Consider the following 16,903-nt stretch of genomic DNA (forward strand, 5'->3'; position numbering starts at 1 on the left):
TATCTAACTAAAATCTGGCGACACTCTAAGCTTTTTGAGCTCATCGAAATCAAAACTTATTTCTTTATTACTATCTTCTAACTTTAAAACCACATTATTGCCTTCAACGTTTATAAGCTTACCTTTAAACTTAGTCTGTGATTCAACAGGAGATAAAGAAACAGCCTTAACATTAAAGCCTATCAGGGCCTGGGCTTGCACTATATTAAAAATTTGGCGATTCATCCCTGGGGAAGATACTTCCAACACATACTTATCAGAGATAGGATCTTCAACATCAAATATTGCACTAACTTCTCTACTAACAGTTTGACAATCATCTACTGATACACCATTTTCATGATCAATAAAAATACGGATAGTCATCTTACCACTACCAACAACTTCGATTCCCCATAAAATGTAGCCTAAATCAGCTGTGATGGGTTCTACTATCTCATATAAATCATCTAGTAACATTTTCACCCCTTAGATCTTGTGCCAAAAGAGGTTTTGATAACCTCCAGATAGCAAAAAGGCCCTTAAAAGGGCCTTTCTTAAAAAAACTTCCTATTGGTAGCGGGGGCAGGATTTGAACCTACGACCTTCGGGTTATGAGCCCGACGAGCTACCAAGCTGCTCCACCCCGCGTCTATGACCATATATAATAACAAGGTTTTATAGTATGTCAAGCTTTTTACAAAATTCTATTTCACTTATCTGAACTTAATTACAACCAAACTCTCTAATTGCGTCAATCATAACTTTAACATTATCAGGATCAATATCCGGATAAATCCCATGACCAAGGTTTACAATATAGTTATTTAGTTTATCGGACTGGATAAAGTCCATATTTTTCTCAACCGTAGCTCTAATACTCTCATGAGTCCCGTATAAAAATGCTGGATCAAAGTTACCTTGAAGAACTTTGCCTACACCGATCTTGTGGCGTGCTTGCTCGATAGTAACACTCCAATCAACACCTACTCCATCACATGATTTATTCTTTAATTCATCAAAGAAATTAGCTCCGCCTTTAGTAAAGAAAACAACCGGCACATCAATATGTTTTTTAACAGCTTTTGCAATATATTCCATATATTGTAAAGAGAAGTCTCTATATTGCTCTAGAGGCAATATCCCACCCCAAGTATCAAATATCATTAGTGAGCTAGCACCAGCTTTGATTTGCTCAAGCAAGTAAACTACTGTTATATCAGCAAGCCTTTGAAGAAGTGAGTGCATTAGCTGTGGATTTGCATACATCATTTTTCTAAGCTTGTTAAACTGTTTAGAGCCTTGACCTTCAATCATATATGCTGCAAGTGTCCACGGACTTCCTGTAAAGCCAATCAATGGGACATTTATCGCTGATTCTGTCGTTTTAACAGCATTATAAACATACTCTAAATCTCCAACACTATCCTCTACAGATTTTAATCTTTCTAAATCTGCTACCGTTTCTATTGGATCAGAAAAAACTGGGCCTGTACCTTTGATAAATTTTAGATCCATACCCATAGCTTCTGGTATTGTCAAAATATCAGAAAAGACAATTGCCGCATCAAGATCATATCTATCTAATGGATGTAACGCCACTTCACAACAAGCATCGGCATTACGACACATATCCATAAAGTTCTCAAATTTTGAACGAACTGCTCGATACTCAGGTAAATATCTACCTGCTTGACGCATAATCCATACTGGAGGCTTCTCTAACTTCTCATGCTTAAAAGCATCTAAAAATAACTTTCTCATAATAATCTAGTATCCATTTTAAGTATTTTCGCACATCAGCAGCGAAACAAATAATTATTTTATAAATTTATCCATTTTTCTATAACTAATAGCCTCTTGAATAGCTGCCTTTTGAATATCTTTACAACCATTAAGATCTGCTATCGTTCTAGCAACTTTAAGTATTTTATAATACCCTCGTGCTGATAGTCCAAGCTTTTCTATAGCTAATGAAAGCATTTTCTTACTATCATCATCAAGGTTACAAACTTTATCAAGCTCTTTACTACTTAGCATTGAATTGATTTTACCTTGTCGAGCTATTTGAATATCGCGCGTTTTCTTTACCCTTTCTCTGACAGCACTACTCTTTTCACCTCTGAGCTCTTGGTTTGTCAAATCATCTTTCGATAGTTCTAACACCTCGACATGTAGATCAATCCTATCAAGCAAAGGACCTGAAAGCTTACTTTGATATCTCCGAATAGCCTGTATTGAATCCGCACATTCTTTATACTGCGAACCTAAATAACCACAAGGACAAGGATTCATTGCAGCAATTAGCTGGAAGTTTGCCGGATACTCAACCTGACATCTTGCTCGAGAAATATTTACAATGCCTGTTTCTAATGGCTCCCGCAAAACCTCAAGTACCTTACGATCAAATTCTGGTAACTCATCTAAAAATAATACACCATTATGAGCTAATGAAATTTCTCCTGGCATTGGATTACTACCACCACCAACTAAAGATACCCCTGATGAAGTATGATGAGGATGGCGAAATGGTCGCTTATAAAAACTCTCAGCTATATCAGACTCACCTTTAATAGATGAAATCATGGCAGATGAAAGAGCCTCTTTTTTGTCCAATGGTGGCAAAATAGAGTTTAATCTACTAGCCAACATTGTCTTACCAGTACCTGGTGGTCCAACCAACAGAATGTTATGTCCTCCAGCAGCTGCAATCTCTAAAGCTCTTCTTGCTTGATATTGCCCTTTAACATCTTCGAGATCTTGATACAAACTATCAAAATCTATATCTACATTTGGCTTAACTTGAGCTTTCTGTTCACCTGATAAAAAATCAGCAACGGCTTTTAGTGTATCAAAACTATATGCCTGAATATCTTCTACCAACCCTATCTCTTTCTCATTTTGAATTGGAATGACAAGCTTTTTATTTTCTTGCACACATTTAATTGCCATCGGAATAGCACTTGAAATTTTGCGTAAATCGCCACTAAGAGATAATTCTCCTGCAAATTCATAATTATCAATATCTTGAGATATATTTACCTGACCTGAAGCATACAACACACCCAGAGCTATCGGCAAATCAAATCGTCCACTACTTTTAGGTAAATCAGCTGGTGCAAGATTTATCGTGATTCGCTTATTCGGGAAATTAAAGCCTGAGTTTATAATTGCACTTCTTACACGATCTTTACTCTCTTTAACTGCTGCTTCTGGCAAGCCAACTATTGATAATCCTGGCAAACCATTTGAAAGATGAACTTCAATAGAAACCAAAGGAGCTTCTATACCAAGTTGTGCTCGACTTTTTAAGACCGCTAATGACATCTTATTTTTTCTTAGCTAAAAGTTGGTCTAATTTTGCCTCTATTGATTCAAGTTTTTGGCGAGTTTTTAAAAGGATTTTTTTCTGTACTTCAAACTCTTCTCTGCTCACTACATCAAGCTTTTTAAGACTTTTATTAACTAAGCTTTCTTTTGAGTTTTTGATTACATCATTTATTGGGCCAAGAATCTCTTTCATAGTTTTTGAAAATTATTTTGATATCTATGAGAAAGTATAAAAGGTATAGAGATAATAGGCAATAATCAAAAACTATATATTCCAGTTAGTGTGAAAAAACTCGCTCTCACCTCTATCAACCCTCTGATATGTATGGGCACCAAAATAATCTCTCTGGGCTTGTAGCAAGTTAGCTGGTAATCTAGCTGTTGTAAAACCATCAAAAAATGTTATAGCTGAATTTAAAGCTGGCATTGGTATACCAGCTTTAATCGCTAAACTTGCTATAGACCTTATGCTAGGGAGTGTTTCTTTTATAACTCCCTTAAAATAGTCATCAAACAATAGATTTTCTAACTCAGGATTTTTACTATATGCCGATTTTATATCATTTAAAAATACACTTCTGATAATACACCCCTCTCTCCATACAAGCGCTATATCACCATAATTCAACTTCCATTCATTTTTGTCAGAAGCTTCTTTCATAAGCATAAATCCTTGGGCATAAGATATGATTTTCGCGAATAATAAAGCTTGTTGTAGATCTTTAATAATTTCTTCTGAGAGCTCTACTCTTCTTTCCTTTACACAACAATAAAAGTTCTCAGCTTTTACTCGAGTGTCCTTTTGTGAAGATAAAAATCGAGCGAAGACACTCTCAGCAATTAAGGTCAAAGGTGAGCCTACATCTAATGACTCCATAGCAGTCCACTTACCTGTGCCTTTTTGTCCTGCTCTATCCAAAATATAATCTAAAACATACTGGCCATCACTGTCTTTAAACTCTAAAATTTTCGCTGTAATTTCGATAAGGTAGCTCTTCAGCATAGAGTTTTCATTCCAATCCTCAAAAACTCCTGCCATTTGATCATTTTCAAGACTTAGAGCAACTTTCATAAAATGATAAACCTCAGAGATAAGCTGCATATCACCATACTCAATTCCATTATGAACCATTTTGACAAAATGGCCAGAGCCTCCTTGCCCTATCCATTTACAACATGACTCTCCATCAGTAGTTTTAGCAGAGATCGCCTGTAGTATATCTCTAACAATTGGCCATGCTTTTTGATCTCCACCAGGCATTATTGATGCACCATATCTTGCACCCTCTTCACCTCCTGATATACCAGCACCAATGAAATGAATACCCTTTTCAGATAGCTCACTACTTCTTCTCTGAGTATCTAGATAATTAGAGTTCCCTCCATCGATTACCACATCACCCTCATTAAGAAAAGGAACAATCTCATCTAGAAAACTATCAACAACCCAACCAGCTTTTACCATTAAAAAAACTATCTTAGGGTTGCTCAATTTCTCAACCATTTCTTTAGCACTATGTGAGCCAATTATGTTAGAGTTTTGCTTATTCTCTTCTAGAAAATTATCTACACTCGCTTTTTCTCTATTATATGCAACGACCTTATATCCTTTGTCAGCGATATTAAGAATAAGGTTTTGCCCCATCACGCCTAAGCCAACTACTGCTATACTTGCTTTTTTTTCTGTATTTTGAAAACTCATTTTTATTCCTATAACAAAACTAATACTATTAATCTAACGACTACCAAAAGGCAGAAATAATAAGTGCAATGATCCCACCAGTACAACCTATAATGGTCTCCATCACTGTCCAGGTCTGTAAAGTTTGCTTCTCAGTCATACCAAGATAGCGACTTGCTAGCCAAAAACCAGAATCATTAACATGGGAGCATACAATCGACCCTCCCCCTATAGCTAATGTAACAACGGCTAATTGCATACCATTTAAATGCATTGTTTGAAGTATTGGCAATATAAGCCCGCTCGCCGTAAGCATCGATACTGTCGCAGAGCCTTGAATAATACGCACAGCAGCTGTCAGTATAAATGCTGATAAAACTATAGGCATCCCTGAATCTGACAGCATAGTTCCTAAAGCAGCACCAACACCTGAGTCAATTAAAACCTGCTTAAAAACTCCTCCAGCCCCTGTAACTAATATAATTATCCCAACAGGTTGCATTGCTGTACTACAAATAGCCATAATTTTATCATTTGACAAGCCTCTGCGCACTCCTAAGAAATAAAAACAGCATAAACAGGATATAATCAAAGCTGTAAAAGGATGACCAAAAAATACTAGCCATTTATAAAAAACAGTATTTTGACTTATAAATAAAGATACAACTGTCTTTAACATAATCAAAAGTAATGGCAATAATAAAAGAAACAGCGATAACTTTAATGTAGGTAATACACTACCTTCATACTCACTCTCACGAATATCTTCAAAATCTGGTAGATCAACATCCACACGCTTTGAGATCCAGCTGCCAAAAACTGGCCCTGCAAGAACCATGGCTGGGATACTAATAACTAATGCAAATATAATCATATATCCATAATCTGCACCTAATTGTGATGCTACTAGAATTGGCCCAGCTGCTGGTATTAGGTACGCCTGACAAGTAGCTATACCTGCTAAAAGTGCGATAGCTATCTTTATCATTTTTTGATCAGTTCTTCGCACTACTGCAAAAGCTATCCCTATAAGCAACACAAATGCTACATCAAAAAACAAAGGGATTGCACAAATAAAGCCAACTAAAGTCATTGCAATATTTGCTCTATTGTCTCCAAACTTCCTTATTAAAGAGTTAGCAATTTGATCAAGCGCACCAGTGACTTCCATAACTTTACCAAACATTGCTCCCAAACCAACCACCACAGCAATAAAACCTAAGGTTCCTCCCATACCATTTTGTATGGAATCTGCAACTTTAGAAGGGTCCTGACCAGATAATAGAGCTGTTATAATAGAAACAAGAAGTAAAGCTACAAATGCATGTAATCGGACCTTCATTACTAAGAATAAAAGTAAGAATATTGCAAACACTGCAATACCTATCAACATTAAAGAAGACAATTTTATTAATACCTAGTGCGTGTTAGTATTACAAGTATAAAGAATCACTACACTTTAGTACAGAAATTAGGAACTCTCGTGAACAATAAAAACCTTCGACAACTTACTTTCCCAATTATAGTTATGGGAGTATCAGGGTGTGGAAAATCAACTGTTGGAAAAGCTCTGTCAAAAAAATTAAATATTCCATTTATCGATGGAGATATCTTACACCCAGAATCAAATATCAAAAAAATGAAAAGCGGTACTCCTCTTACAGATGATGATCGAAAGGATTGGCTAAAAAACATTGGAGAGATACTCGCCAGTAAACATATCATAATAGCATGCTCAGCATTAAAGAAAAAATATAGAGATCAGTTAAGATCTTATAATAACAAGCTACATTTTTTGCATTTGCACGGAAGCTTTTCTACTATTGAAAATCGAATGACTAAACGCTCTGATCACTATATGCCCATTAGTTTGCTTGAGAGTCAGTTTTCAACCCTTGAGTTCCCCAAAAATGAAAAATTTATAGTAAATATAAATATTGAAAAGAGTGTCGAGGAAATTATTAATGAATTTATTGAGATAATTAATAAATAAAAACTAATTAAATTACGTTAGTAACTTGAGTAAGCACCCCTAAAAGAAGCATTGGCATAATACCTAAGAATAAAAGTACCAAACCATTAACACTTAATGCTACTAAAGATGTTAAAGGCGGTTTAACTGTCTCGTCATTTTCTGGATCATCAAAATACATAGTCTTGATAACTCTGACATAATAGAATGATGCTACTACTGCCATAAATAACACGAAACACGCAATCACATAATTCCCATCATTGATCAGCCCCATAACAACAAATAGCTTAGCAATAAACCCACCAAATGGAGGAATACCTGCCATCGAGAATAGCGTTATCAATAAGATAAATGCTAGCCAAGAATCTTTAGTATTAAAGCCTTTCAAATCTTTAAGATCTTGAACTTCATAACCACCAACAGAAATTGTTGTAAGTACACCAAACACCGCTAATGTTGTAAACACATATACGATCACATAGAAGCTAGCAGCTGTTAAAGCATATCCTTGCGGATCTAAAGTTGTTGCTAGAAGTACAAAACCAATTTGCGAAACTGTAGAGTAACCAAGTAGTCTCTTAATATTAGTTTGTGACAATGCCACTAAACTACCAAAGAAGATCGACAGTATTCCAATAACTCTAAATAGATATATCCAAGAATCTTTAAGCGAAGGAAAGCCTACAAATAAAATATTCACAAGCATCGCAAAAGCAGCAACTTTTGGAATTGTAGCTACAATATTTGCTACAGCATTAGGCGCACCTTCATAAACATCTGGTAACCACATATGAAAAGGAAAAGCACCAAGCTTAAATAAGAATGTTGCAATCATCATTACTAGGCATACAAGTAAGAACTGTTGCTCTAAGCCTGTAAAGTTTCCTTGAGCTAATACATGAGCAATGCTTGTAATGTCAAGCTCTCCCGTCATACCATATACGAATGACATACCAAATAGTAATAATGCTGACGCAATTGCACCTAATACAAAATACTTAATAGATGCCTCAAGACCCTTGCCAGAATCTCTATAAATAGCAATTAAAGCGTACATAGGTAAAGATAAAAGCTCTAAGCCAACATAAATAGTAACTAAACTATGTGCTGCTGTAAGAACCATTGCACCTAGCACACATAGCATTAGTAATGTATAAAAATCACCATCAGAAATTTTTCTATCTTTAACATACTCTCTTGAGTATAAAGCTACAAAAAGGGCTAAAACCAAAATCACTATTTGTAATGTATATGCAAAACCACTAAATACAACTTGACCTTCAAATACTGAACCACTTGACTGTAGTAAGAAGTCTTTTGTAAAAGTTGCTATAAGAGCAAGTACTACAAATACTTGGAAAAAAATATAATTAATATTTCTAATTTTACCATGTAGAAAAAGGCCAGAAAACATCACTACAATGATGCCAACTGCCAATAATATTTCCGGTAATATATAAAGTATTGATAAACTCATAATCAAAACACCACCCTATAGAGATAAACCAACAATATGTGCTGACGCTGCCTCAGACAGATGCAGTATCGGCTCTGGATATAAACCAAACAACAAAGTTGGTATCGCTAACAATATAAATACAAATAGCTCCATTCTATTTAAATCTGTAAGATTCGCTACTTGTGTAGATACAACTTCACCAAAGAATACTCTCTTATACATCCATAATGTATATATTGGAGCAATTACAAGAGTTAACCCTGCAATCAATGCTATCAATGGGGAATATTGGAAAACTGCTAGTAAGATCATAAACTCACCAACAAAACCACTTGTACCAGGTAAACCAACATTAGCCATACAGAAAAGTAAGAAAAATGTTGCAAATATTGGCATAGTTTTTGCCACACCAGAAAAATCAGAGATATTTCTAGTATGCATTCTTAGATATAGATAACCAATACCAATAAACATACCGCCAGATGAAAATGCATGTGCAATCATCTGAAAAACAGCACCTTGTAATGCCATTTGTGCATGGGTAGTACCAAGCATTGGATCAGCATTTTTCAAAATAAATATTGAAAACATGCCAAGAGTTACTAGACCCATGTGAGATATTGATGAATATGCAATCAATCTCTTAACATCAGTTTGAGCCACCGCGACTACACCAACATACACAATTGCAATCAAAGACATGATGATCAAAGCATAACCTAAAGTAGCTGTAACTTCTGGTAGCATAGGAATAGCAAATCTTAAGAAACCATAGGCACCAAGCTTAAGCATAAGAGCTGCTAGAATTACAGAACCACCAGCAGGCGCCTCTGAGTGAGCATCTGGCAACCAAGAATGGAATGGCCACATAGGAATCTTAACAGCAAAAGCTAAGAAAAATGCTCCAAACACAAGCCATTGTGCTGTAAGAGTAAACTTAACAGTATCCGTTAAACCTTGAGATTGTGTTGCCCAAGCGATAAAGTTTTGGATTGAATAGGTATCTGCATTTACTAAAATATCTGAAGATGATCCGGCTACTCTTGTTTGAATATATAAGATAGCAGCCAATAAAAATACTGATCCAAAGAATGTATACATAAAGTATTTAACTGCTGCATAAGCTTTATTCTTACCACCCCAAATACCTATACCAAGACAAGTAGGGATTAGTAAAGCCTCCCAGAACACATAATACAAAATTGAGTCAGTCGCACAAAATACACCATTTGTTAAGCCACATGTAATCAAAAAGATTGCCATGTATTGTCTAACTTTAGTCTTGATAGAAGTCCATGCTGCTAATACGATCACAAGCGTTGCAAAAGAAGTTAAAACGATAAACAACACAGAGAAACCATCGACACCCAAGCTATAGTAGATATCATGCATACCAAACACTGTGAACCATTTCGCAGATTCTTGGAATTGCATTGCAGAACTACTATAGTCAAAAGAAGTAACTAATGGGATACATAACGCTACAGTTAAGCAGCTAAACACTAATGCAACCCAGCGTGCCGCATCCCCATGTAACTCTTTAGTCCTTGTTGCTAAAACAACAAAACCACCGACTATTGGGAGCCATATTATCAAGCTTAATAAGTAATTACCTAAATTCATAATACAAATTTATCCTCTAACTTGCTCTATACAGAAATTAGCAAAATCATAAATAATAATACACCGACCATCATTACAAATGCATAGTCGAACAAATATCCACGCTGTATCTTTCTAAAGCTATCACCTGTATGGTATATCAAGTTAGATGTACCATGCACAACAGTTTTATCTATAATAAAGATATCTACAGCTTTCCATAGGAAATTACTAATAGCTAAGAAAATACTTACAAATATGACATCATATAAAGTGTCAATAAAATACTTTTTGACCAAAATATGATAAACAATCCCAAAACCAGATTTCGTAGTTGCTAAAGCTTTTGGAATAGCTGGAACCCATATATACAATACATACGACAAAACTAAAGCACTTAGCGCCAACCAGAAAGGTACTGTTTCTAGTGAGTGAGTCATATAGGTCATAGGATTTTGCATAGCAGACTCACCAGCAAGATGAGCTGTAACTGACATACCATGCAAACCTGACTGAGCGTAAGAGCTGATAGTATTGCCAAATAAACCATTATCTTGCGATAAAATACTACTAAAGAAGTACTCACCTATAAATGCCGAAGGTATTGCTAACAATATTAACGGTAACAATATACTAAACGGTGATTCTTTAATATGTGATCTTTCTTTTTCAGACATTCTCTCTTTTCCATGGAAAACAAGGAAGAACATCCTAAAGATATAGAAAGAAGTTACAAAAGCACAAGCTAACACCATGTAGTATGCAAACTGATGCCCATATACAGTAGTAGATTGAGCAGCCTCAATAATCAAATCTTTTGAGAAGAAACCAGAGAATGGCGGTAACGCTGCAAGAGCCCAAGCACCTATAAACATACATATATATGTAACAGGCATATATTTTCTTAAGCCTCCCATTCTACGAATATCTTGCTCATGATGCATAGCAACAATAACAGAACCAGCTGCCAAGAATAACAAAGCCTTAAACATTGCATGGGTCATAAGATGGAACATACCAATTGAGAATGCCCCAGCACCTTGTGCCACCATCATATAACCAAGCTGAGATAGAGTACAGTAAGCAATAACCCTCTTAATATCTGTTTGAACAATAGCAATCAGACCCATAAACAAACAAGTAATGGCACCAATTATCAATACAAAACTTAGGGCTGCTGGCGATAGTACAAACATTGGCGATAATCTTGCCACCATAAATACACCAGCTGTAACCATTGTTGCAGCATGGATTAATGCTGAAATTGGCGTAGGACCTTCCATTGACCCCTCTAACCAAGAATGTAGTGGAAATTGAGCAGATTTACCCATTGCACCTATAAATAACAATGAACACATAAGTGTAACTGGACTAAAACTTAATCCTAAGAAATGAATTGTTTGAGTATTATCAATACTTGATAATGAAGCAAAAACCGTAGTGTAATCTACCGAACCAGTATATAAAATAACTGCGCCGATACCTAGTAAGAAACCTAAGTCACCAACCCTATTTACTAAAAATGCTCTTAAACTAGCAACAATCGCTTTCTCTCTAGTAAAGTAGAAGCCAATAAGCAAGTATGAGAATAAACCAACACCTTCCCAACCAAAGAATAGAAGTAAGAAGTTATTCCCCATAACTAAGGTAAGCATTGAAAATGTAAAGCCTGAGATATATGCAAAGAATCTTGCATAGCCTTCTTCGCCTTTCATATATCCAATAGAATATATATGCACAAGCGTAGATACAGATGTTACTATCAACATCATATATACAGTTATCTTATTTACTGTAAAACCAACATCAAATGAAAACAAATTTGAAATAGGCGCCCATTGATAGAAACTAACCGTATACACTTCATTACTACCAAATACACCACAAGCTAAAATAGCACTTAAGACAAATGAAAGTCCACATAAAGTAATTGTAAAAAAGTTTACACCTGCATTCTTGATCGACTTACCAGCAAACCCAGCAATTAAAGCACCTAACAAAGGAGCTAAAACTATAACCGCGATTAGTACAGATGCTATTTGAGAATTTATTGTCATAGCCTACTAACCTCTTAGTGTATTTAGTTTACTTAAATCAATAGTCTTACGTTTTCTAAATATTGCAACAACTATAGCTAATCCAATAGCTGTTTCAGCAGCTGCCACTGCCATTATAAAGAATACAAAAACTCCACCCATCGCTTGATGATGCATATTAGCAAATATCAAGAAATTTGTATTAACTGCTAGAAGCATTAGCTCGATAGACATCAAAAGTATCAGAATATTTCTTCTATTGATGATAATGCCTGCTACACTTATAACAAATAAAATTGTACTAAAAATCAGTCCATTAGTAACTGAAACAGAGATACTATTCATCTTTAGAGCCCTCTTTATTACTTGGCATTTTAACCATAGTTAAACGATCTTTTGCTCTAACCTTAACTTGCTTAGCCGGATTAACAGCTCTATTATCTTTACGCTTAGCTCTAAGAGTTAGAGTAATTGCAGCAGTCATCGCTGCTAATAATATAAAGTCGATCAGCTCAAATACATATAGATTATTGTTATCAAACATAGTAGATCCTATAATTCTTAGACCACCTACGCCCCCCTGCATCTGCTGATCAGCAAAAACATGAGTAACTGCATAACTTATAATTGTTGCAAATACAGCACAAACAATAACAGCAGCTAAAGCATAAAAGAATCTTCCAACTCTACCTTGTTTTTCAACATGTAAATCAAGCATGAAGACAACAAATAAAAACATAACTAACACGGCACCAACATACACAACTATTAGCAATAAGGCTAAGTATACTTGTTGTAATATAATCCATACCCCAGCTGTAAATATAAATGTTGAGATCATTGCTACTACAGAATTAACAGGATTGTTACCCAACACCAAAACTAGTGCAGAAATTATCGCCAATGAAGCAAAAATATAAAATAAAATATCTGTTACAAGCATATCTCTACCTAAAATCCTTATCTTGCAATCTATCTGCTGCAATTTGTGATTCATATTTATCACCAATAGCAAGAAGTTTAGCTTTTGTCATAATATTCTCACCGCGCTCTTCGAAGTGATACTCAAGAATATTTGTCTCAACAATTGAATCAACAGGGCATGACTCCTCACAAAAACCACAAAAGATACATTTGAATAAATCAATTTCATAACTTGATGTTCTACGCGTACCATCGTCTCTTTCTGTTGAATTAATAGTAATTGCTAAAGCTGGACAAACAACTTCACATAGCTTACAAGCAATACACCTTTCTTCGCCATTCTCATAGCGTCTAAGAGCATGTAGCCCTCTAAACCTATTTGATATTGGAGTCTTCTCATCAGGATATTGAACAGTAACTTTACGGGTAAAAAAGTGTTTACCTGTAACTTTCATTCCCTTTAAAAGCTCCCATAATAAAAAGGTTTTAAAAAAATTTGCTATATTTCTCATAATAATATCCCTTTTATTACCACCAAGGTCCTACGCCAAACCTGACCATAAATGCAACCACAACAACCCATACAAATGTAAGAGGTATAAAGATCTTCCAGCCTAAACGCATGATTTGGTCATATCTATATCTTGGGAATGTCGCTCTGACCCACAAGAACATAAACATAAATATACCAGTCTTAGCAAATAACCACACAACACCTGGCACAAAACTAAAGATTGCTTCTAAAGGCGTACCTTGAAGTGGAGAGTTCCAACCACCCAAAAACATAATAGCTGTTAGTATACTTATCAAAATCATATTTGCATACTCAGCTAAGAAAAACAGTGCAAATCTAGAACCTGTATACTCAATATGGTGTCCTGCAACGATCTCTGACTCACCCTCAACCACATCAAAAGGTGCTCTATTTGTCTCAGCAATACCTGCGATAAAGTACACAATAAATAATGGAAACAATGGAATGAAATACCAATGCCAAATGCCACCAGTTTGAGACTCAATAATTCCTGAAATCCCCATAGAACCTGCAGCTATGACTACACCAACAATAGCAAAGCCCATAGCCAACTCATAAGAGATAACTTGAGCACCTGCTCTTAATGCTCCAAATAACGAGTACTTACTGTTTGAAGCCCAGCCAGCTATCACCACACCATATATTGAGAATGAAGTCATGGCAAGGATATACAGTAAGCCAAGATTCATATCAGATAACACTACACCTTTTGAAAAAGGAATAACAGCCCAAGCCGCATAAGCTGGCGCAAATGCTAGAATTGGAGCTACAAAAAACAAGTATCTATTTGAATTTGTTGGAACAATAATTTCTTTTAAGAAAAGTTTTAAGGCATCAAAGATTGGCTGTAATAAACCAAAAGAACCAACCCTATTTGGTCCAAGTCTATCTTGCATGTAGCCAATAATTTTTCTTTCTGCATAAGTATAGTATGCAACAACTAAGATAAGAGGAATAACAATCAGCAATACATAAAGTGCTGTCCACAAGATATATTCTATCATCTTACTTCTCCTCCTCTTCTACTAACTTAATTGAAATATTGTCACCTAGCAAAAAGTCTTTAAACAAAGCTCTTGGAAACATAATATTTTTAGCTTGCAAACTAGAATCAACTGTTACTTCAGGGTTTATTTCATTATCAATATCATAAATCTTGATAACTCCTTTAGGATCTTTTAACCCTATCTCATCAGCTAATTCTTGTGATATTCTCACACCCGCAAAGCGCTTTGCATCTTTAGTCTGTTGTAGAGGCTCTGCACGCCTAAGAATACTATTAGAACCATACATAGAGTTAGATGCAACAAATACAATATTTTTTTGATACTCAAGATCTGCATTTAACACTTGTCTAACATGATTTGCTGTTACTCTTGATCTAGATGCGTAAGTATCTTTTGTAACCTCTGAAATAGTATTGTATTCAAATCCTTCTAGCTCTAAAAGATTACCTAAAACTCTGATAACTCTCCACAATTCCTTGCTATCACCATATGGTTTAACAGCTTGCCTAAACTCTTTTGTATTACCAAATAGATCAACAAAACTACCACTAGTCTCATAATGAGTAGCTACTGGTATAATTATATCAGAAGTATCTTTTGTAAACTTATCAGCAAATGACGTAAAACTTACTACAATATCTATATCTCTTAGAGCATTTCTTAACCTTTGTTCTCCATACATACTATCTTTAGCAAGCTCAGTATGTGCTGTAAATAAAAGCTTAGTTCCTGTCTGACCATTTAAACATTTATAAGTACTAAATTCAGACTTAGATGAGCTAAATAATCTATCTGCAGCAACAGAGTTTACATTACTAGCTAAAACACCACCTTTAATATTAGAAACTTTTTCTAATATATCAAAAACACTGAATACAGTCTCAAAACTACTTGTATTAACGATATCCTGACCAATGATTATCTTTGGATTTTCAGCTGCAATTATCTTATCAGCAGCCTCTCTGACTTCAGCAGCAGGATCCACTTTCCTTAAAATCTCATCTAACTCGCCATAAGGAATATTTGCCCTAACGAAAATAGCTTTAAGTAATGATAATGCAATATATTGAATATTATCAGCGGCTAAACTAGTTTGCTTAACATCATAGTTAAAGTCATATTCACAAAGATTCCAAGCAACCACATTTGCGCCATTTTGATCTACAGCATCCTTAATAGCAACGTTTACCAATGGATATTCTTTTCTAATATTTGAGCCAAACACTAAGATAAAATCACTCTCACGAATATTATCTAATGAGCAGCTAAGTCCCTTACCTGCACTAATACCAGCGATATCAGCATATTGTCTAACACGACCATCAATATTTGTTGAACCAACTCCAGCAAGAAGTTTTTTCATAAGAAACATTTCTTCTGAAGTTGATGCTTCAGACATAATTGCAGATATAGCATCTACACCATCTTTTTCTTTTGTCTTCTCAACAGCAACTTTTACAAAATCTAAAGCTTCTTCCCATGAAACATTTACCCAATCATCACCTTTTTTAATCATCGGTTGCTGAATTCTATCCTGGGCATATAAACCTGAATACTCAAACCTATCTCTATCTGCTATCCATGTACCTGTAATTTCACTCTCTCTAGGCACTACTCTAACAACTTTCCCTTGATATACATGAGCATTTATCTCAGTAGCTAAAGCATCACCTGCTGATACTGTTGGAAATTGTTTTAACTCCCAAGCTCTTGCTTTAAATCTAAATGGCTTAGATGTAAGTGCTCCAACTGGACATAAATCAATAACATTACCAGAGACTTCTGAATCCATCATATCACCAGACATGTAAGTACTAATAGCAGAGTGATCTCCACGACCCATTACACCAAGCTCTTTAACTCCAGCAACCTCTTCACCAAAGCGCACACAGCGAGTACAAAGAATACATCTAGTCATATCTGTAGCTACAAGAGGTCCTAGTTCAGGATCTTCAACAGCTCTTTTTGTCTCATGGTACTCTGAAGTAGTATTACCATAGCCCATAGCAATATCCTGCAATTCGCACTCACCACCTTGATCGCATATTGGACAATCCAACGGATGGTTAATAAGCAAAAATTCCATCATATCTTTTTGCATTTTTAGAGCTGTCTCTGAACGAGTTTTGACTTTCATACCATCTATAACAGGTGTTGCACAGGCTGGTGAGGCACGCCTTGCACCTTCAACATCTACCAAACACATTCTACAGTTTGCTGCTACAGATAATTTCTTATGGTAGCAAAATCTAGGTATATAAATACCATTTTCATCTGCAACCTGAATTATCGACTGACTAGGTAAAGCTTCATAATTCTTACCATCAATCTCTATATTTACTTTTTTGGATTCTTTATTGTCTGACACTTAAATT

15 protein-coding genes and 1 tRNA gene are annotated in these 16,903 nt (G+C 35.4%); 1 reads left to right on the forward strand and 15 read right to left on the reverse strand.

Going from position 1 to position 16,903, the window contains the following annotated elements; genetic code table 11:
* Positions 1-3 precede the first annotated feature (3 nt).
* The 7 genes from rimP to gntU all read right to left on the reverse strand — a co-directional run bounded on the left by rimP (position 4) and on the right by gntU (position 6,395).
* Positions 4-459, reverse strand: a complete 456-nt coding sequence (rimP, locus tag QI37_RS05595; protein ID WP_040009346.1) for a ribosome maturation factor RimP — start codon at positions 457-459, stop codon at positions 4-6.
* A 94-nt stretch (positions 460-553) separates the two neighbouring features.
* A tRNA-Met gene (locus tag QI37_RS05600) sits at positions 554-630 on the reverse strand.
* Between the two features lie 75 nt (positions 631-705).
* On the reverse strand, positions 706-1,743 hold the full coding sequence (gene hemE, locus QI37_RS05605; RefSeq protein ID WP_040009349.1) for a uroporphyrinogen decarboxylase: 1,038 nt from the start codon (positions 1,741-1,743) through the stop codon (positions 706-708).
* A gap of 54 nt (positions 1,744-1,797) precedes the next feature.
* Complete coding sequence (locus tag QI37_RS05610) at positions 1,798-3,306, reverse strand: YifB family Mg chelatase-like AAA ATPase (protein WP_040009351.1); 1,509 nt, start codon at positions 3,304-3,306, stop codon at positions 1,798-1,800.
* Position 3,307: 1 nt separating this feature from the next.
* Positions 3,308-3,502, reverse strand: a complete 195-nt coding sequence (locus QI37_RS05615; RefSeq protein WP_040009353.1) for an accessory factor UbiK family protein — start codon at positions 3,500-3,502, stop codon at positions 3,308-3,310.
* A gap of 72 nt (positions 3,503-3,574) precedes the next feature.
* The gene (gnd, locus tag QI37_RS05620) at positions 3,575-5,011 is read right to left on the reverse strand and encodes a decarboxylating NADP(+)-dependent phosphogluconate dehydrogenase (protein ID WP_052399160.1); all 1,437 of its coding nucleotides are present in this window, start codon (positions 5,009-5,011) and stop codon (positions 3,575-3,577) included.
* A 40-nt stretch (positions 5,012-5,051) separates the two neighbouring features.
* Positions 5,052-6,395, reverse strand: a complete 1,344-nt coding sequence (gene gntU / locus QI37_RS05625) for a gluconate transporter (protein WP_040009355.1) — start codon at positions 6,393-6,395, stop codon at positions 5,052-5,054.
* 78 nt (positions 6,396-6,473) lie between these two features.
* Between gntU and QI37_RS05630 the strand changes: the two genes are divergently transcribed.
* On the forward strand, positions 6,474-6,983 hold the full coding sequence (locus QI37_RS05630; RefSeq protein WP_200883193.1) for a gluconokinase: 510 nt from the start codon (positions 6,474-6,476) through the stop codon (positions 6,981-6,983).
* Between the two features lie 7 nt (positions 6,984-6,990).
* Here QI37_RS05630 and QI37_RS05635 read toward each other — a convergent pair whose 3' ends face one another.
* From QI37_RS05635 to nuoG, 8 genes are read right to left on the reverse strand one after another with little or no spacing between them, the layout of a single operon-like run.
* Positions 6,991-8,442: an NADH-quinone oxidoreductase subunit N gene (locus tag QI37_RS05635; protein ID WP_040009357.1), complete on the reverse strand. Its 1,452-nt coding sequence runs from the start codon at positions 8,440-8,442 to the stop codon at positions 6,991-6,993.
* Between the two features lie 15 nt (positions 8,443-8,457).
* Complete coding sequence (locus QI37_RS05640; protein ID WP_040009359.1) at positions 8,458-10,047, reverse strand: complex I subunit 4 family protein; 1,590 nt, start codon at positions 10,045-10,047, stop codon at positions 8,458-8,460.
* Positions 10,048-10,073: 26 nt separating this feature from the next.
* The gene (gene nuoL, locus QI37_RS05645) at positions 10,074-12,083 is read right to left on the reverse strand and encodes an NADH-quinone oxidoreductase subunit L (protein WP_040009361.1); all 2,010 of its coding nucleotides are present in this window, start codon (positions 12,081-12,083) and stop codon (positions 10,074-10,076) included.
* 6 nt (positions 12,084-12,089) lie between these two features.
* A complete protein-coding gene (gene nuoK / locus QI37_RS05650) occupies positions 12,090-12,407 on the reverse strand; it encodes an NADH-quinone oxidoreductase subunit NuoK (protein WP_040009363.1) in 318 nt (105 codons plus the stop codon).
* Positions 12,400-13,005, reverse strand: coding sequence for an NADH-quinone oxidoreductase subunit J (locus QI37_RS05655; RefSeq protein WP_040009365.1), 606 nt, complete (start codon positions 13,003-13,005; stop codon positions 12,400-12,402). Before QI37_RS05655 ends, nuoK begins: the two co-directional genes overlap by 8 nt.
* 4 nt (positions 13,006-13,009) lie before the next feature.
* Positions 13,010-13,498 (reverse strand): NADH-quinone oxidoreductase subunit NuoI, encoded by a 489-nt coding sequence (gene nuoI, locus QI37_RS05660; RefSeq protein ID WP_040009368.1) that lies wholly within the window; start codon positions 13,496-13,498, stop codon positions 13,010-13,012.
* A 16-nt stretch (positions 13,499-13,514) separates the two neighbouring features.
* Positions 13,515-14,525, reverse strand: a complete 1,011-nt coding sequence (gene nuoH, locus QI37_RS05665) for an NADH-quinone oxidoreductase subunit NuoH (protein ID WP_040009371.1) — start codon at positions 14,523-14,525, stop codon at positions 13,515-13,517.
* Position 14,526: 1 nt separating this feature from the next.
* Positions 14,527-16,896: an NADH-quinone oxidoreductase subunit NuoG gene (gene nuoG / locus QI37_RS05670; RefSeq protein WP_040009375.1), complete on the reverse strand. Its 2,370-nt coding sequence runs from the start codon at positions 16,894-16,896 to the stop codon at positions 14,527-14,529.
* Positions 16,897-16,903 lie beyond the last annotated feature (7 nt).

Source organism: Candidatus Francisella endociliophora (genome assembly GCF_000764555.1).
Classification (GTDB): domain Bacteria; phylum Pseudomonadota; class Gammaproteobacteria; order Francisellales; family Francisellaceae; genus Francisella; species Francisella endociliophora.